Below are 17,416 nucleotides of genomic sequence, written 5' to 3'. Positions count from 1 at the left end.
CTTGCGGGCGCTTTATAAATCCAGCTAAAGACCCGTCCGACGACACGCGACATGCAATCGACCCGGCCTCGTTTTTAGCGATGCCGGGTTTTTTCATGTCCTTCATCGCCACACCACAATTCATGCATTTCGACGAGGCGCTGCCGCTCACCAGCGGTGCCTCGATACGCGACTACACGCTCGCGTACGAAACCTACGGCACGCTGAACGCCGACCGGTCCAACGCCGTGCTCGTGTGCCATGCGCTCAACGCGTCGCACCATGTCGCCGGCGTCTACGAAGGCCAGCCCAAGAGCGAGGGCTGGTGGGACAACATGATCGGCCCCGGCAAGGCGGTCGACACCCACAAGTTCTTCGTGATCGGGGTGAACAACCTCGGCTCCTGCTTCGGCTCGACCGGGCCGATGCACACCAACCCCGACACCGGCGAGATCTACGGCTCGAGCTTTCCGGTGGTGACCGTCGAAGACTGGGTGAACGCCCAGGCGCGGCTGCTGGATCGCCTCGGCATTGAGCAACTCGCGGTCGTTCTGGGCGGAAGCCTTGGCGGCATGCAGGCGCTGTCGTGGACGCTGCAGCATCCGGACCGCATGCGCCACGCCGTCGTGGTGGCGAGCGCGCCGAATCTCACGGCAGAGAACATCGCCTTCAACGAAGTGGCGCGTCGCGCCATCGTGACCGACCCGGACTTCCACGGCGGCGACTTCTACGCGCACAACGTGATCCCCCAGCGCGGCCTGCGCATCGCCCGCATGATCGGCCACATCACCTATCTGAGCGACGACGTGATGAACGAGAAGTTCGGCCGCCAGCTGCGCGAGGGCATCGACCTCAAGTACAGCACGCAGGACGTCGAGTTCCAGATCGAGAGCTATCTGCGCTATCAGGGCGACAAGTTCAGCGAGTACTTCGACGCCAACACCTATCTGCTGATCACGCGCGCGCTCGACTATTTCGATCCCGCGAAGGGCACGGGCGACAACCTCACGCTGGCGCTCGCCAATGCACGCGCCAAGTTCATGCTGGTGAGCTTCACCACCGACTGGCGCTTCTCGCCCAAGCGCAGCCGCGAGATCGTCAAGGCGCTGCTCGACAACAAGCGCGACGTGAGCTATGCCGAGATCGACGCGCCGCACGGGCACGATGCCTTCTTGCTTACCGATTCGCGCTACGTCGGCGTGATGGGTTCCTATTTCGACGGCGTTGCCAAGGAGTTCGCAGCATGACCGAGAAGACCACCTTGCAGGCCATCGCCAAGCTCGTGCCACAGGGCGCCCGCGTGCTCGATCTGGGCTGCGGCGACGGGGCCCTGCTGTCCCATCTGCTGCGCGAGCGCGGCTGCACCGGCTACGGTGTGGAGATCGACGACGCCAATGTGCATGCCTGCGTCAAGCGCGGCGTGAACGTGGTGCAGCTGAATCTGGACGAAGGGCTGGCGATGTTCGAGGACGACTCGTTCGACGTCGTCCTGCAGATCAACACGCTGCAGCATCTGCGCAATGCCGAGGTGATGCTGCGGGAGACCGCGCGCGTGGGCAAGACCGGCATCATCGCCTTCCCGAACTTCGCGCACTGGCCCAACCGCCTGTCCATCCTGCGCGGGCGCATGCCCGTGACGCGGCGTCTGCCCTACCAGTGGTACGACACGCCGAACATCCGCGTCGGCACGTTCAAGGACTTCGAGGTGCTGGCGCTCAAGAACAGGCTGAGCGTGGCGGACGCCTTCGGTCTCAACGAAGCCGGCGACGTGGTGCGCACGCTGCCGAACTGGTTGGCGAGCACGGCCGTGTTCTGTCTGGAACGACAGTAAGTCCGTCGCCAATCAACGCGTCGCTGGCGTGGCTGGGCGGTGTGCGGGACAATGGGGGATCGGCCTGCCGATGCGCAGGCCCCGTTTTTGAGGAGTCGCCACCATGAACGCCCGCACCCCCGCCCAGCATCTGCTGCAAACCGCCGATGCGCTCTCGCACATCAGCCAGAAGTGGGACGATGACATCGTCCGCCAGCTCACCGACTACATCGCGATTCCCGCCAAGTCCCCGGGTTTTGCGCCGGATTGGGAACAGCTCGGCTTCATCGATACCGTGGTGCGCAACGCGGCCGCCTGGGTCGAGGCGCAGAAGGTCGCTGGCCTCAAGCTCGAGGTCGTGCGTTTGCCCGGCCGCACGCCGGTGATCTTCTTCGAGGTCGAAGGCACGCAGCCCGGCTCGAACAACGCGTCCGCACAGACCGTGCTGATGTACGGCCACCTCGACAAGCAGCCCGAGTTCGAAGGCTGGCGCAGCGACCTCGGCCCCTGGACGCCCAAGTACGAGGACGGCCGACTCTACGGCCGCGGCGGCGCTGACGACGGCTATGCGGTCTATGCGAGCGTCGCCGCCGTGCAGGAGCTCAAGCGCCAGAACGTCATGCATCCGCGGATCGTGGGCCTCATCGAGACCTGCGAGGAAAGCGGCTCGGGCGACCTGCTGCCCTATGTCGATCTGCTGAAAAAGCGCCTGGGTGACGTGGGTCTCGTGATCTGCCTCGACTCGGGCGCGGGCAACTACGACCAGCTCTGGCTCACCACCAGCCTGCGCGGCATGGCGAGCGGCACGCTCAAGGTCGAGATCCTCACCGAGGGCGTGCACTCGGGCGATTCGTCGGGCCTCGTGCCATCGTCGTTCCGCATCATGCGCATGGTGCTCGACCGTCTGGAAGACAGCAAGACCGGCCGCCTGCTGCCCGAGAGCTTTCACTGCGAGGTGCCTGCCGACCGCATGCAGCAGGCGAGCGCCACGGCGCAGATTCTGGGCGATGAGCTCTACAAGCGCTTCCCGTGGGCCCACTATGACTGCGGCGGCGCGACCACCTTCGCGCTGCCGACCACGACTGATCCGCTGCAGGCGCTGCTCAAGCGCACCTGGGAGCCGACGCTGAGCGTCACGGGGGCGGACGGCTTTCCGGCGCTCAAGGACGCGGGCAATGTGCTGCGCCCCTACAGCGCGTTCAAGCTCAGCCTGCGCCTGCCGCCGCTGGTGGACGCGGTCGCCTGCCTCGACGAACTCAAGACGCTGCTCGAAGACAGCGCGCCGTATCAGGCCAAGGTCACCTTCAAGCCCGACGGAGCGGCCAGCGGCTGGAACGCGCCGGGCATCGACCCATGGTTCGAGACCGCGCTCAACGCCGCCAGCAACGCCCACTTCGGTGCGGACTGCGGCTACATCGGCCAGGGCGGCACCATCCCGCTGATGAACATGCTGAGCAAGGGCTTCCCGACCGCGCAGATGATGGTCTGCGGCGTGCTCGGCCCCAAGAGCAACGCGCACGGCCCCAATGAATTCCTGCATGTCCCGTACGCCAAGAAGCTCACGGCCGCGGTGGCGCAGGTGATCGCCAGCATGCCGGTGTCGGCGGGCTGATGGAGACGAGCGCGCCCTCGTCCTCGGTCTGGTTCACCGAAAGCGGCGGCGCGCGGCTCGCGGTGCGTGACTGGCTGCTGCCGAACGCCCCCAGGTCGGCCCCCGCGTCGGACCCCACATCGGCATCCGCGCGCGGCATCGTGCTGGTCGTGCACGGCCTTGGAGAACATTCGGGGCGCTACGACCGGCTGGCCGCGCAACTCGTTTCTGCAGGTTTTTGCATGCGCGCCTACGACCAGTATGGCCACGGCCAGTCGGACGGCCCGCGCGGCGGCATGGACCATGCGAAGCGCTTCACCGTCGACCTTGCGCATGTGCTCAACCAGACCATCAGCGGTCTGTCGTCCGACCTGCCGCTGATCCTGCTAGGTCACAGTTTCGGCGGACTGGTGGCGGCGTATTTCATCGCCGAAAAGCGCGCCAGCGTGCAGGCGCTGGTGCTGTCCTCGCCCGCGCTGGATCCGGGGCTGAGCGCGGTGCAGAAGGCGCTGGTGTCCACGCTGCCACATGTCGTTCCCAACCTGCGGGTGAACAACGGTCTCCAGCTCGAATATCTGTCGCACGACGCCTCGGTGATCGAGGCCTATCGGGCCGATCCGCTGGTGCATGCCAAGGTGAGCGCCCGGCTTGCGCGGTTCATTGCGGACGCCGGGCCCGCCACGGTCGCCAAGGCAGCGCAATGGACCGTTCCCACGTTGCTGATGTGGGCGGGTCAGGACCGGCTCGTCGCGCCAGCGGGCAGCCGCGCTTTCGCGGCCAGCGCGCCGGCAGCCGTTGTGCGCTCAAGGGAGTTCGGCGATCTCTACCATGAAATCTTCAACGAGCAGCACGCGGATCCGGTTTTCGCCGAACTGCTCGGCTGGCTGGATGAACGCTTTCCCGGAGCGCAGTCCTGATGGATCAGGTGCGCGGATTGCGCACCACCATGCCGAGGCCCAGCGCGTCCTTGCGGCCCTTTTTCTCGACCGGATTGGCAAGCAGCTTCTGCGCCGGATAGGGGCGCAGAAATTCCTTGGCCTGCGAGGCTCGCGCGTTGAGCCACGCGTCGTAGGCGCCTTCGTTGAGGATCGCGGGCATGCTCTTTTCGCTGCCCGGCGCCTGATAGCGGTTCATCAGACCGTGGGCGTTCGCGTTGATGGTGATGATCGCAAAGCTCAGCAACTCCGACCCATCTTCCGCATTGCGCCAGCGCGACCACACCCCTGCCACGCCCATGGGCAGTCCATCCACGCGCGCGATGCGGGTGGACTGCGGCTTGCCGTTGCGGTAGTCGTCGGTGAAGAACGCCATCATCGGCACGATGCAGCGCTGGTTGCTGAGCCAGGCGTCGCGGAATGCCGTGCCGGTGGACGCGTTGTCCGACTTCACATTGACCAGCTTGACCGCGCGCAGCTGACCGTCCGAAGCCGACTTGGCCCAATGCGGCACCAGACCGAACTGCGCGGGCACGAGCACGCGGGCGTTCGTGGGGAATTCCTCGCCGGCGGCCTTGCGCTCGGCGATCTCGGCATCGGTCGCGCCCGCCAGCGTGCGGGCAATGAAAAAGGATGGCTTGCGCGGCGTGATCAGGCGCTCGCCCAGCTCCGCAGGCGGCTCCACGCGAAACGCGGTGGGGTAGAGGTCGGGCTGCTTGAGGGCTTCGAATAGGGTGCTCATGGCCGTGATCGTACTTGGATGGTGGGCGACTCGGATTTCCGATTTCGCATAAAATCCGCGTTCGGGCTGCCAAGGACGCCCTTCTCGCAAAAGCAAACGCACCTTTTCATCGTCAGCGCAAGCGTCATCCGACCCGCTTGCATACCCTCCAGGCCTCAGCGAGCACGGCCTATATCTCCAAGGAGCTGGTATGCATACCGAAACCGTTTCTTCAACGTCTCCCGAGCGCTGTGCGCTTGAATCCCTGCTGCGCGCCGCCAAACGCCTGCACCGTCAGGCCACCGGCGAATCGCTCGCGCAGTCTCTGCCGGTGCTGCGCAGAATCATCCACACCCACACCATCCGCGACGTGAGCCTGCCCGAGCTGCGCCGCCGCCGCGAGCTCGTGCAGCGCAAGCATGTGCTGCGCATGCTGGCGGCCGAGGCCGGTCATGAGAGCTGGGAAGCCTACCGCCAAGCGGTGCAGGCGATGGGCCCCGACGAACTGGCGCAGCTCGATGTGCTCTCCAGCCATGCGGGCTATCCCAATCACTGGTTCGCCAGCTTCGAGGAAGCCGAGCGGCATGCCGCCGCGTACGGAGGCCGCGCGGTGCGCGCGGGCGTGCAGGGCGTGGTGCTGGCGGTCCAGGGACCCTCTGCGCAAATCTGATCGACGCGTGCCAGCGCAGCCTCGGGCAGTCTGCTGCGTTGAAAATCCTCGTGATAGCTACGACTATCACTGCGGTTTTCGCCTTGAATCCCATCCCGATCTGCATCTGGCCGCTTGACGATCGATTCGTGCAGAGGCTCCCAGACGTTACGCCGGCAATTCGCCGAGCTCCGGCACTCCGCGCCGCTTGGCCACCGCGATCGGCGGGGCCCAGCGGCTGCCCTTGGGCTTCTTGCTGGTGACCAGCGTGATCTCGGCGGGCTCGAAGACTTCGAGGTTGTGGGTGATCGGCGTGGTGAGCACGTATTGGGCGCGCGTGGAGCGCAGGAAGTGGCCGACGAGCTGGATGTTGCGCACGTCGAGGTGGGCGAACGGCTCGTCGATGAACACGAAGCCGCCCGAGCCGCTCTCCTCGTCCTTGAGCAGACCGACCAGCAGGATCAGCGACTTGATGACCTGCTGGCCGCCCGAGGCCTCGCCGTCGTTCAGGCCGATGGTGCCCTTGCCGTCGAACGCGAAATTCACCTTGAGGCCCGCCTGGGCGAGCACGGTGTCGTCGTTTTCGAGCAGCGGCAGATCGGCGGCGACCTCCACTCCGGCGAGGCCGCCGAGTTCCTGAATGTTCTTGCGGTAACGGCGCACGGTGCTGCGCAGCACTTCAATGTAGCTTTCGCGCGCGTTGAGCACTGCCGCTCCGGCCTGCACGTTCTTCACTTGATGGTCGGACAGATTGGCCGTCTGTTCGCGCACCGTCACGTCCATTCGGCGGTGGCGTTCCTCGACCGTGTCGTCGGTCTCCCACGAGCTTTGCTCGAGTTCCTGCTCGACGGAGTGCAGGCGCAGCTTGGCCTGCACTTCGTTGATGTACTCGTCGACCAGCGCGTCGATCTTCGCGGGCGCGAGCCAGCGTGCGGGAAACTGCGAGCGCTGCGACTGGCTGCGCGCGACGCTGCCCAGCTGCTGCTTGCGGCGCGAGGACCAGTCCTGCGCGGCGCGTTCGGATTCGCCACGCGCGCGCTGCAGATCCTTTTCGACGCGGCGGTGTTCGTCGACGAAGGCGCGGTGGCGGTCATGTGCGCGCGTGGTGTCGGTCTCGAGCTGCTGCCAGCGGGCGGCGGCGGCCACGCGGGCCTGCTTGGCGGCGGGCAGGGCGGCTCGGGCCTCGGCGAATTCGTCGCTGCGGCGCGCAAGCTCCTCGGCCGCGCTGTGGCCTTCCAGCGCGCGACGCGTGTCGGCGATCTGGCGCTTGATCGCCATGACCTCTTCATGCACCGGCGCGAGCTGGGCGTCGATGCGCGAGACTTCCTTCTCGGCCGCCGCACGGCGCGCCTGCACGGCGGCGGCGCCGAACTGGTGTTCATGCGCGTCAACCCACATCGAGCGCGCACCGCGCCCGTCATGCATGTAGGCCTGCGGCGTGATCCAGGTGCCGCCAAGTCGCTTGCCCTCGGCGGGGTTGGCGACGCAGCGCAGCTGCTGCATCTGCTGCACCAGCCAGCGCGGCACGGGCGCGGTGAACTTCACATGTTCGAGCAGCGTGCCCGCATCGCCCTTGAGCACCGGCTGGCCGGGCTCGACGATGTAGTGGCGGTAGCGCTCGCGCTCGCCAAGCTCGTAGGCCTCGGCGAGGTCCTTGTCCTTGTCGAGCAGCACTACCCAGCGGTGACCGCGCAGCACGCCCTCGATGGCGTGGCGCCACTTCTCGTCGAGCACTTCGACGACCTCGGCGACCAGCTGATGGCCAATGCCCGCGCCGTTGAGCGCGCGGCGGAATTTCATCACCTCGGGCGGCATCGGCGGCAGGTTCTGGCCTTCCAGAGCGTTGAGCGCCTCCTGCGCGGCCTTGCGGCGCTGCTGCAGGGCGGAGCGCCGTTCGATCAGATCGGCCTCCTTCGACTGGAGCTCGGTGAGATGCGCCTGCAGCTCGTCGGCGTTGCTGCCCTTGTCGACCAGCGCAAGCAGTTCCTGTTCGCGCTGGACGATCTTCTCGAGCGGCGCTTCGTGGCGCTGCGCGGTGTCGAAGGCCGTGCGGGCCTGATCGCGCTCCACGCGCAGCTGCTCGGCTTTCTGCTCGGATGCCGCGCTGTCCTCGAGCAGCGTCAGCAGGCGCTTGTTCTGCACCACGATGTCGGCGAGCGCCGTGCGATGCTGCGTCTTCTGCCGGCGCAGTTCGCGCGACTGCTTGACCAGCGATTCGCGTTCGCTCCACCACGCGAGCACGGGCACGACTTCGGTCGCGAGGCGCTCGCGTTCGGACAGGCGCAGACGCCAGGTCTTGTAGTTGTTCACGCGGTTGGCGAGCTCGGTGAGCTGGGCGCGGCTGTGGTCGAGTTCGTGCTCGGCCTGCGCCATTTCGCGCGCCAGTTCCTGCTGGTGGCCGCGCGCCTTTTCGTAGGCGTCCAGCACCTCCTGATCGCCGAACACGTCGAACACGAGGCGCAGCAGCTCGCGCGGGCTGAATTCGCACAGGCGGTCAGTCTGGCCCTGTTCGAGCGAGAGCACGCGGGCGATGGCGGGCGAGAGGCCCGCGCCCGAGAGCACGCGTCCCCAGTTTTCCACGCCTATGAAGCCGAGGTCCTTCTCGGGCATCTCGCGCAGCTGCTCGATGCTCACGTCGCCTTCCACAAGGCAGTAGCGGCGCTGCCAGTCGCCGCCGTTCTTGTCGATGCGGCAGACCAGCGTGACCTGGTCGCTGTAGATCAGCCGGCGCGCGAAGGGGCGGCTCGAGGTCTGGCGGCCCTGCGGACGGTTGTCCACCACGGCGCGCAGCCATGCGGTCTGCGCGCCTGCGTGGCGTGCGTAGGTCTTGTAGTCACGCGGGGCCGAGCAGCGCAGGCCAAGCAGCGTGCGCATCGCGTCGAGCAGCGTGGTCTTGCCCGAACCGTTCGGTCCGGCGATGGTGATGATGGAGGCGTCGAGCGGCAGCGCCACGCGCTGGCAGTAGTCCCAGTGAACAAGCTCCAGAGTCTGCAGATGGAACATGGTGCGTCAGAACTCCCCGGGGCTGGGTTGGGTGGCGGCGCGCTCGTCGTCGAGATCGTCGATGGCGGCCTCCATGGTGTCGACCACGTCGGGCTCGGGCGGTGGCTCGGTCACGGACTGCTCGTAGGAAGCGCTGGATGTGGCGTGCTCGGTTGGCACTGGAACGGGTGGCACCTGCTGCACCTGCGGCACGACCGGGGCCAGCGCCTGCGGGGCGGGCTCGACCGCTGGAGCGGGTTCGGCGGTGGCCGCAGCCGCGGTGGCGGTGGCGGTGGCGGTGGCGGTGCTCTTCTGCGCCGCTTCCTCGGCTTCCTTCTGCAGCTTTTCGCGGGCCAGCACGTCGGCCAGCGCACCGTCGAGAATGCGCGGCGCGAGCACGTCGTAGTCGAGCAGCACGTCGAGCAGCGGTCCTTCGCCGATCTCGTCCTGGCGGCGCGTGATGAAGCCGTGGCGCTCGAGCAGCTTGAGGTTGCCGTCCAGCCGCATCTTCTTGCCGAGCTGCTGACCGTAGTCTTCAAGCAGCGCCTTGTACGAGATCGTCGGACTCACGAGGCGCGCGACCGGCAGCGGCTTGGCGCCGGGGAACATGTCGTTCTGGCCGACCTCGGGCTCGTCCATGCGGCTGGTCTGGCGCTCGCGCTTGGGCAGAATGATCAGTGCCCACAGCACCACCAGCAGGGCCTGCGCGTCGCGCGGCAGATCGATGTTGTTGTTGCTGTTGAGCCCCGCCTCGCCGAGCACGCTGTTCTGCGCGGCGGGCAGCAGCGCGACGCTCACATGGTCGGCGTAGATGCTGTCCATGAAGCGCAGCCCCGACTGGGCGAGGCGTTGCTCGACCTGCGCGAACAGCTCTGCGTCCACGAGCGCGCGCTTCACGCGCGGGTGGTTGCGGGGCAACCAGCGGCGAGCCAGCAGCTCGGCGATCAACAATGCGGCGTCATCCATAGCGTTTCTTCGGTTCTTTCTTTGCGGGCGCGTGATCTGTCGCCTCGTGCGCCGCATCGTTGTTCGATGTGTCGGTGAGATCGACGAGCGCGCTGGCAGGCACCAGCGTGCCCTGACTGAGCAGCTCGACCTGCGGGTGCCTGATGCGCTTTTGCGTGGCAAGCCACTGCACGCGCCACGGCTGGCGCGCGAACTCGCCGGTCGCGCCCGGCAGCACTTCGGCCTGCGGGTCGCCAAGCAGCGGCATGAGCTGCGCGCGGTAGGCGATCTGCGCGTAGCGCGCGTCGGCGGGGTTGCTGCCGAGCAGCGCATCGGCCACCGTGTGCGCGCTGTCATCGCCCTCGGTGTGCCAGGCGGCGAGCAGCATGTTGAGATCGGCGAGTTCCTTGGGCAGCGCGACGGCCTTGAGCGAGCCTTCGGGCGCTTCCTGGGATTCGGGCAGGGCCTCGTCCTGCAGGGGGGCGGGGCGGTCGCGTTCGAACTCGGCCTCGGTCACGTCGAGCAGCTCGTGCTGCGCGAGCGTGGCAAGCGACGTGCTCATGCCCACGGCGCCGTCGATCAGCAGATGCAGATCGGGCGCGGACTGCAGCCAGCGCTTCACGTCGGTGCTGGTGATGCCGGTGGTGCCGAGCGTCACCCGCTGGCGGTCCATCTGCTGCAGCGCGCGGTTGAACTGGCTGGCCATCGCGAGCAGCCGCGACTGCGCCTGCCCCATGCCGCGCGCGGCGCGCTCCAGCGCGATGTGGCCGTGCGCGTTGGAGATGATGGCGGTGATGGCTTCCGATGCGCGGTCGATCAGCAGCGCCGCGCGGTCGTAGCGCTTGCGCGCCTCGCGCAGGCGGAATTCCGAACCACTGGCGATCGCGTCGGCGAACTCGCCATGCATGCGCGCGAGCTGCGCGTGCAGCAGCTTGACCTGTCCGGCTTCGACGGCGCCGAGCTGGTTCGCTCCGACCACCTGGCCGAGCAGGGCGGCGAGCTCGGAGCCGTCATCGTCGTCATCCGCGGAGGTTTCGTTCGCGAGCGGCGCAAGCATCGCCGCCACGCGCTGCGCGACTGCGGGCAGGGTGTAGCTGCGCTGGCTTTCGTCCCAGACCAGCAGACCCACGTCGCGAAAGCGCTTGAGAACGGTCTCGAGTGCTTCGGGCCGCAGCGCGTGGAACATCTCGTCGATGTGCTCGCGCGGCAGTTGTGCATTGCCCTGGGCGGCCAACTGCAGGAACACCCAGACGCGCAGTTGCACCAGCGCCGCGTTGCCGTGGAACAGGCCGCTCAGCGCGTGGGTGATCTGGGGCTGGCGCGTGAGGTTCCACAACAGCGGCGAATCGGAGGCGGCATCGGCATCGCGAAAGAACTCTGCGACCACGCCGACGTTGTTCGCAAGACCTTCGCCGGGAAGTTCCACCGCCTCCGCCAGTGCGGCGGAGGAAAAATCGGGATCGCTGCGCATCAGGAGAAGACCAGTTGGGAGAGCGAGGCGATGGCGGCGGTTTCGGCGCGCAGCACGCGGTTGCCGAGGCTCGCGGGAGCGAAACCGGCGGCGATGGCGGCGTCTTCCTCTTCCTGAGTGAGGCCGCCTTCGGGGCCATGGAGGATCCAGACGTCCGTGGCGCCGCTGGCCAGTTCGCGCAGCGGGCGATTGCCCTCTCGCAGCGAGAGCACGACGCGCACCGCGCCCGGCGCGAGCGCCTCGGCGGGTTGCTTTTTGACCCACTCGGCGAGCGATACCGGGGCGTCTATGACGGGCAGGCGGTTGCGGCCACACTGCTCGCAGGCCGAGACGGCGATGGCCTGCCAGCGCTCCTTGCGCTTGTCGGCCCGCTCGCCCGAGAGCTTGATCACGCTGCGCGCGGCGGCCAGCGGCTGCACGCTCGCGGCGCCGAGTTCGGTGGCCTTTTCGACCAGCCAGTCCATGCGCTCGTTGGCGGGCATGCCGCTGATCAGATGCACGGCGACCGGGGCCTCGCGCTCGGTGGCGGTGTGGGCGGTCACGTGCACGTCGACGTCGCTGCGGCCCATGCGGGTGACGGTGGCGGTGTATTCGCCGCCTCGCCCGTCAAACAGCGTGACTTCGTCGCCCGGCTGCAGGCGCAGCACTTGCACATGGCGCGCGGCGGTGGGCGGCAGGCTGATGTCGGCGCCTGTGGCAAGTGGCAGAGAACAATGGAAACGCGGCATGGACTTCTGTGGAACCGGGGTGTCGGGGCGGGCGGCTGCTGTGGGCTTCTTCACATCCGCCCGTAGGCGAAACCGTAGGCGGGCTGGGTGCCCTCCACTTCGTCGATGAGCCGCAGCAGCGGCGTCAGTTCGCGATAGCGCGAGGCGGTCTGGCGGATGTAGTGGATGAAGCGCGGCGCGTCGGCCAGATACTTGGGCTTGCCGTCACGCAGCGTGAGCCGCGCGAAGATGCCCGCGACCTTGAGGTGACGCTGCAGCGCCATCCAGTCTACCGCGCGGTAGAACTCGCCGAAGTCCGCACCCCAGCCGCTGGCGCTGTTCGCGCCGAGAATGCCCGCCTGACGCGCTTTCTCCCAGTAACGGACGGTAATGTCGATGACGAAATCTTCTTCCCAGCTGATGAAAGCATCGCGCAGCAGGCTGGCGATGTCATAGGTCACCGGGCCATGGACCGCGTCCTGGAAGTCCAGCACCGCGAGCTTCTGCTCCGGGGTGACCATCAGGTTGCGGGTCATGTAGTCGCGGTGCACGAAGACGGTGGGCGCCTCGAGATTGGTCGTGACGATGGCGTCGAAGGTCTTCTGGATCGTCGCCTGCTGCTTGTCGTTGAGCTCGACCTTGCGGTGCTGGCCCAGATACCAGTCCGGAAACAGCTGCAGCTCGCGGCGCAGCAGGGCGTCGTTGTATTCGGGCAGCACGCCGGGGCGCGAGGCCTTCTGCCAGTCGATCAGCGTGTCGACCGCCTGCAGGTACCAGCCGTGCGCGGGCGTGGGCTGCTCGGGGTGCAGCAGTCCGATCAACGTCTGGTCGCCGAAGTCGGTGATCAGCATGAAGCCGTGCGCCTCGTCCCAGGACAGGACCTGGGGCGAAAGCACCCCGGCTTCCTGCAACAGTTTTTGAACATGAATGAACGGACGGCAGTCTTCCTTGTCGGGAGGAGCGTCCATAATGATGTAACTTGCGCCGCTGGCGCTTTGCACACGCAGATAGCGGCGAAAGCTGGCGTCGGCGGAGGCGGTGCTCACCGTATCGACGAGCAGGCCGTGTGCGGGAGCCAGCGCTGCCAGCCATTGATTGAACAGCTTCTCACGCGCCGGATCGGACCAGGAAACTGCTTTGGAGAGGGCTTCAGTGCCCGCCTGAGTGGGGTGGTTGGGTTGGCTCATGGATAATCCGATTCTACAAACCCGGCCTGCCGGATGCTGATGACCCGGTGCATGCTCCCGCGCGCCGCTGTCCTTCTGACACCTTGGACTGACTTGCTTTGCCCGACGATTTGATGACTCCCGATTACCTGCCCACAGGCGTCAGCGCCTCTTTGGCGGGCACAGCCGCGTCCGCGACCGGCCTGCAGCGCTTCGAGCGCCGGTTGCTCACCCGTCTGGTGGCGGCCGCCGTCTGCGGTGTCGCTTCCGCACCCGTGCTGGCGCAGGATCTGCATTCCATGCAATGGAAGGCCAAGGACGGCTCCCTCGTGACCGAGGCGTTCGAGATGGCGGCCCCGTCGGCCCCGCCAGCGGTGGCGCCGAACGCCGCTCCTGACGCCATTCCTGTCACTGAATCCGCGCCTGCACGGTCGCCGTCGCCGTTGGTGTCCCCGCTGGCCTCGCCCGTGGCGGATGCCGGGGCTGCGCAGACCGTCCAGCTCGCTCAGTCCGACGCCGGCAAGAAGCAACCTGCCAAGGCGACCGCGACCGCGACCGCGACCGCGACCGCCAAATCCGCTGCGCCGGCTCCCGCACCCACGGCCCAGACCACGCTGACCACCCAGCCGGCGGAGGACTCGGAGGTCCTCCCCGCCACTTCGGGCCTGCCGCCTCCGGTGCTGCGCTCGTCCCCGGTGCTGCAGGAGGACATTCCTTCCGCCGTGCGCCCGCAGCTGCCGGTGTTCGTGACCGGCGACCAGGTGACCGGCCAGCCCGACATCAAGGCGGTGATCGACGGCAACGCCGAGCTGCGTCGTGGCGACACGGTGATCCGCGCCGACCGCATGGAATACGACGTGCCCGAAGACCGCGCCATGGCCGAGGGCAATGTGCACATCAACCGGGCGGGCAATGTCTATCAGGGCACGCTGCTCGACCTGAAGGTCGACGCGTTCTCGGGCTTCTTCAGCGACGCGCGCTATCGTTTTCTCGACACCGGCGGCCACGGAGAGGCCTCGCGCGTCGACTTCATCGACAACGACAACTCCATCGTCTACAACAGCACCTACACGACCTGCGAGCGCACCAACGAGGACAGCTGGCGACCCGACTGGATCCTGCGCGCCCGCAAGATCACGCTGGACCGCGGCGAGGACGTGGGCGTGGCCGAGGACGGCATTCTCGAGTTCAAGGGCGTGCCCCTGCTGCCGGTCCCCAGACTCTCGTTCCCGCTCTCGGACAAGCGCAAGTCCGGTTTCCTGCCGCCGACCATCGGCCTGAGCAGCAACAGCGGCGTCGAATACGAGCAGCCCTATTACTGGAACATCGCCCCGAACCGTGACGCCACCATCACGCCGATGCTGATGTCCCGGCGCGGCGCGGCGCTCTCCGGCGAGTTCCGCTATCTGGAGCCGAGCTACAAGGGCGAAGCGTCCGCGATGTACATGCCGAGTGACCAGCTGCGCGACCGCGATCGCTGGGCCTACTCGCTCAAGCACAACGGGCTGATCGATTCGCCGATCGGTGGCCTGGGGCTGAACCTCGACGTCAAGCGGGTCAGCGACGACAACTACTGGCGCGACTTCTCGCAGCGCACCAGCCCGATCGGACTGGGCACCCAGCTCACCCAGCGCCTGCTTGCAGCCGACGCCTCGCTGAACTGGACCCGTGGTGACCATTCCGTCTCGGCGCGCGCGCTCAAGTGGCAGACGCTGCAGGACACCTCTTCGCCCATTACGCCGCCCTATGACCGGCTGCCGCAGGTGCACTACCGCTACGCGCCGCAGGAACTGGCGGGCGGGTTGGATTTCAGCGTCGATGCCGACTACACCAAGTTCCAGGCGGACAGCTACTACACGAGGCAGCCGAACGCCGAGCGTTCGTTCGTCTCGGCGCAGCTGAGCCGTCCGTTTCTGGCTCCGGCGGGCTTCGTGATCCCGAAGGTGATGTTCAACACCACGAGCTACAAGTTCGACACCCAGCTCAGCAACGGTCAGACCAGCCTGTCGCGCACGCTGCCGACTTTCAGCCTCGACAGCGGTCTGGTGTTCGAGCGTGAGACCAGTTATTTCGGCCGCGGCTTCCTGCAGACGCTGGAGCCGCGTGCGTTCTACACCTACACCCCGTATCGCGATCAGAGCATGATCCCGATCTACGACACGGCGCCCAACGATTTCAATTTCGCGTCGATCTACACGGAAAACGCGTTCGGCGGCAATGACCGCATCGCCGACAACAACCTGCTCACGCTGGGCGTGACCACGCGGTTGCTCGATGCCGACACCGGCGCCGAAGCCGTGCGTCTGGGCGTGGCGCAACGCGTGCGCTTCTCCGACCAGGACGTCACCATGCCGGGCGTGAGTCCGTCACGTGATCGCCTGTCCGACATTCTGCTCGGCGCCGGCATCAACTGGACGCCTGAATGGGCGTTCGACTCCGTCGTTCAGTACAACCCCAAGACCAGCCGTTCGACCCGCAGCACCATCGGCGCGCGCTACTCGCCGGGCAAGTACCGCACGGTCAGCGCCGCCTATCGTCTGCAGAAGGTCACCGACTCCATCACCGAGCCGAGCGAGCAGTTCGACATCGGCTGGCAGTGGCCCATCAACGACCTCTGGGGTGACCGCGCGGAGCAGCGCACTCCCGGCGGCCCCGGCCGCTGGTACAGCGTGGGCCGCCTGAACTACAGCATGAAGGACAGCAAGTTCGTCGACACCGTCGTGGGTTTCGAGTACGAGAGCTGCTGCTGGGTGGGACGCGTGGTGCTGGAGCGGCTGCAGAATTCGATCCGCACCTCCAACACGCGCCTGATGTTCCAGGTGGAATTCCTCGGTTTCTCGCGACTGTCGCTGGGCTCGAACCCGCTGCAGAGCCTGCAGCGCAACGTGCCGCGCTACCAGATGCTGAATCAGGGCGTGGCGACGCCAAGCCGTTTCAGCCAATACGATTGACAATGCAGCGGTTGGACGGCGCACGGGCGACTGGACGCGACGACCGCATGGGGCGTGAATCGCCCGTTTACTTTTGAAGATGTCATGAAAATTCGTGCACTGACTTTGGGTCTTGTTTCCGCCGCTGTTCTGTCGTCGGCCGTGCTGCTGCCGATGGCCGCCTCCGCGCAGGGCCTGCGGCCAGCGGGCACACCGCAGGCGCCGCGCCTGACGCCCAGCGTGACGCTGCCCGCCGCAACCGCCACGGGCGGGCGCACCACCACCCGCTCGGCTGATTTCATCGTGGCCGTGGTGAATTCCGAGCCGATCACCAACAACGACGTGCAGATCCGCATGGAGCGCGTGCGCGCCCAGATGGCGGGCCAGGGAGGTGGCCAGCAGCCTCCCGAGAGCGTTCTGGCCAAGGAGGTACTCGAGCGCCTGATCATGGAGAAGATCCAGATCCAGAACGCCAAGGAAATGGGCCTCAAGGTCGATGAATTCGCGGTGTCGCAGGCCGTGAAGTCGGTGGCGCAGCAGAACCAGATCGCCGAAGAGGACATGTTCCGCCGCCTCGCGCAGGACGGCATCAGCAAGGAACAGTTCCGTGGCGAGCTTCGCAACCAGATGCTGGCCCAGCGCCTGCGCGAGCGCGAGGTGGATTCACGGGTCAAGGTCTCGGAGACCGACATCGACCAGTATCTGAGCGAGCAGCGCAATGCCTCCGCGAGCAGCGCGGCCGTTGCCAGCCCGGAAATCAATCTGGGCCACATTCTGATCGCCGTGCCCGAAGGCGCTTCGCCCGAAACCGTGGAGGCGCAGAAAGCCAAGGCGGAAAAGCTGATGGTCGACATCCGCAGCGGCAAGGACTTTTTCGAGGCCGCGCGTGCGTCCTCGGATGCGGCCGACGCGAAGCAGGGTGGCCTGATGGGGCTGCGTCCCGCGGATCGTTATCCGGAGCTCTTCGTCAACGCCACGCAAAAAGCGACCGTCGGCAGCCTGGTCGGCCCGATCCGTTCGCCCGCGGGCTTTCACATCCTCAAGGTCGTGGACCGCTCGCTCTCGGGCGTGCCGTCCGTGGCGGTGCAGTCGCACGTGCGCCACATCCTGCTGCGCATGGGACCCAAGCAGTCCGAGCAGGATGCCGCACAGCGGCTGGAAGACTACCGCCGCCGCATCGAGAGCGGCCAGGCGACATTCGAGGCGCTGGCCCGCGAGTACTCGCAGGACGGCAGCGCACAGAACGGCGGCGATCTCGGCTGGGCCGGGCATGGCCGCTACGTGCCGGAGTTCGAGCAGGTGGTGGAATCGCTGCAGCCGGGCCAGATCAGCCAGCCGCTGCTCTCGCGTTTCGGCATGCACCTGATCCAGCTGCTGGATCGCCGCGAGGTCAAGCTGAGCCAGCGCGAGCAGCGCGAGATGATCCGCGACGTGGTGCGCGAGAAGAAGCTCGACGAGGCCTACAACAACTGGATGCAGGAAACGCGATCCAGAGCATACGTGGAATTCCGCGAGCCTCCTCAGTAAACA

At 66.9% G+C, this 17,416-nt stretch carries 12 protein-coding genes and 1 pseudogene; 7 read left to right on the top strand and 6 right to left on the bottom strand.

What is annotated here, in order from left to right:
• Nucleotides 1-95: 95 nt before the first annotated feature.
• From metX to ISG32_RS12255, 4 genes are all read left to right on the top strand, one after another.
• A complete protein-coding gene (metX, locus tag ISG32_RS12270; protein ID WP_194771292.1) occupies nt 96-1,226 on the top strand; it encodes a homoserine O-succinyltransferase MetX in 1,131 nt (376 codons plus the stop codon).
• Nucleotides 1,223-1,810 carry a methionine biosynthesis protein MetW gene (gene metW, locus ISG32_RS12265; protein ID WP_194771291.1) on the top strand — a complete coding sequence of 196 codons (588 nt, stop codon included), beginning with the start codon at nt 1,223-1,225 and terminating at the stop codon, nt 1,808-1,810. The genes metX and metW overlap by 4 nt, the downstream gene beginning before the upstream one ends.
• 103 nt (nt 1,811-1,913) lie before the next feature.
• Nucleotides 1,914-3,401 (top strand): M20 family metallopeptidase, encoded by a 1,488-nt coding sequence (locus ISG32_RS12260; protein ID WP_194771290.1) that lies wholly within the window; start codon nt 1,914-1,916, stop codon nt 3,399-3,401.
• Nucleotides 3,401-4,297, top strand: coding sequence for an alpha/beta hydrolase (locus ISG32_RS12255; protein WP_194771289.1), 897 nt, complete (start codon nt 3,401-3,403; stop codon nt 4,295-4,297). Before ISG32_RS12260 ends, ISG32_RS12255 begins: the two co-directional genes overlap by 1 nt.
• Nucleotides 4,298-4,301: 4 nt before the next feature.
• Here ISG32_RS12255 and ISG32_RS12250 read toward each other — a convergent pair whose 3' ends face one another.
• A complete protein-coding gene (locus ISG32_RS12250; RefSeq protein WP_194771288.1) occupies nt 4,302-5,057 on the bottom strand; it encodes an SOS response-associated peptidase in 756 nt (251 codons plus the stop codon).
• A gap of 190 nt (nt 5,058-5,247) precedes the next feature.
• On the opposite strand from ISG32_RS12250, the gene ISG32_RS12245 reads away from it, so the two are divergent.
• Complete coding sequence (locus ISG32_RS12245) at nt 5,248-5,706, top strand: hypothetical protein (protein ID WP_194771287.1); 459 nt, start codon at nt 5,248-5,250, stop codon at nt 5,704-5,706.
• 147 nt (nt 5,707-5,853) lie between these two features.
• On the opposite strand, the gene ISG32_RS12240 is transcribed toward ISG32_RS12245, so the two are convergent.
• From ISG32_RS12240 to ISG32_RS12220, 5 genes and pseudogenes are all read right to left on the bottom strand, one after another.
• Complete coding sequence (locus tag ISG32_RS12240; protein WP_194771286.1) at nt 5,854-8,688, bottom strand: ATP-binding protein; 2,835 nt, start codon at nt 8,686-8,688, stop codon at nt 5,854-5,856.
• Between the two features lie 261 nt (nt 8,689-8,949).
• A pseudogene (locus tag ISG32_RS12235) lies at nt 8,950-9,633 on the bottom strand (hypothetical protein); the annotation flags it as partial.
• Complete coding sequence (locus ISG32_RS12230; protein ID WP_228529769.1) at nt 9,626-11,083, bottom strand: hypothetical protein; 1,458 nt, start codon at nt 11,081-11,083, stop codon at nt 9,626-9,628. The pseudogene ISG32_RS12235 and the gene ISG32_RS12230, both read right to left, overlap by 8 nt.
• Complete coding sequence (locus tag ISG32_RS12225) at nt 11,083-11,811, bottom strand: 16S rRNA (uracil(1498)-N(3))-methyltransferase (protein WP_194771505.1); 729 nt, start codon at nt 11,809-11,811, stop codon at nt 11,083-11,085. Before ISG32_RS12225 ends, ISG32_RS12230 begins: the two co-directional genes overlap by 1 nt.
• Before the next feature lie 50 nt (nt 11,812-11,861).
• Nucleotides 11,862-12,977, bottom strand: a complete 1,116-nt coding sequence (locus ISG32_RS12220; protein WP_194771285.1) for an aminoglycoside phosphotransferase family protein — start codon at nt 12,975-12,977, stop codon at nt 11,862-11,864.
• Nucleotides 12,978-13,090: 113 nt separating this feature from the next.
• Between ISG32_RS12220 and ISG32_RS12215 the strand changes: the two genes are divergently transcribed.
• Nucleotides 13,091-15,907 (top strand): LPS-assembly protein LptD, encoded by a 2,817-nt coding sequence (locus ISG32_RS12215; RefSeq protein ID WP_228529768.1) that lies wholly within the window; start codon nt 13,091-13,093, stop codon nt 15,905-15,907.
• Nucleotides 15,908-15,991: 84 nt separating this feature from the next.
• Complete coding sequence (locus ISG32_RS12210; protein ID WP_194771284.1) at nt 15,992-17,413, top strand: peptidylprolyl isomerase; 1,422 nt, start codon at nt 15,992-15,994, stop codon at nt 17,411-17,413.
• Nucleotides 17,414-17,416 lie beyond the last annotated feature (3 nt).

Origin of the sequence: Diaphorobacter caeni (assembly GCF_015354245.1) — a bacterium.
GTDB lineage: Bacteria > Pseudomonadota > Gammaproteobacteria > Burkholderiales > Burkholderiaceae_C > Diaphorobacter_A > Diaphorobacter_A caeni.
Note: the sequence above shows the minus strand (reverse complement) of the source record. Positions and strands in the feature narration are given on the sequence as shown.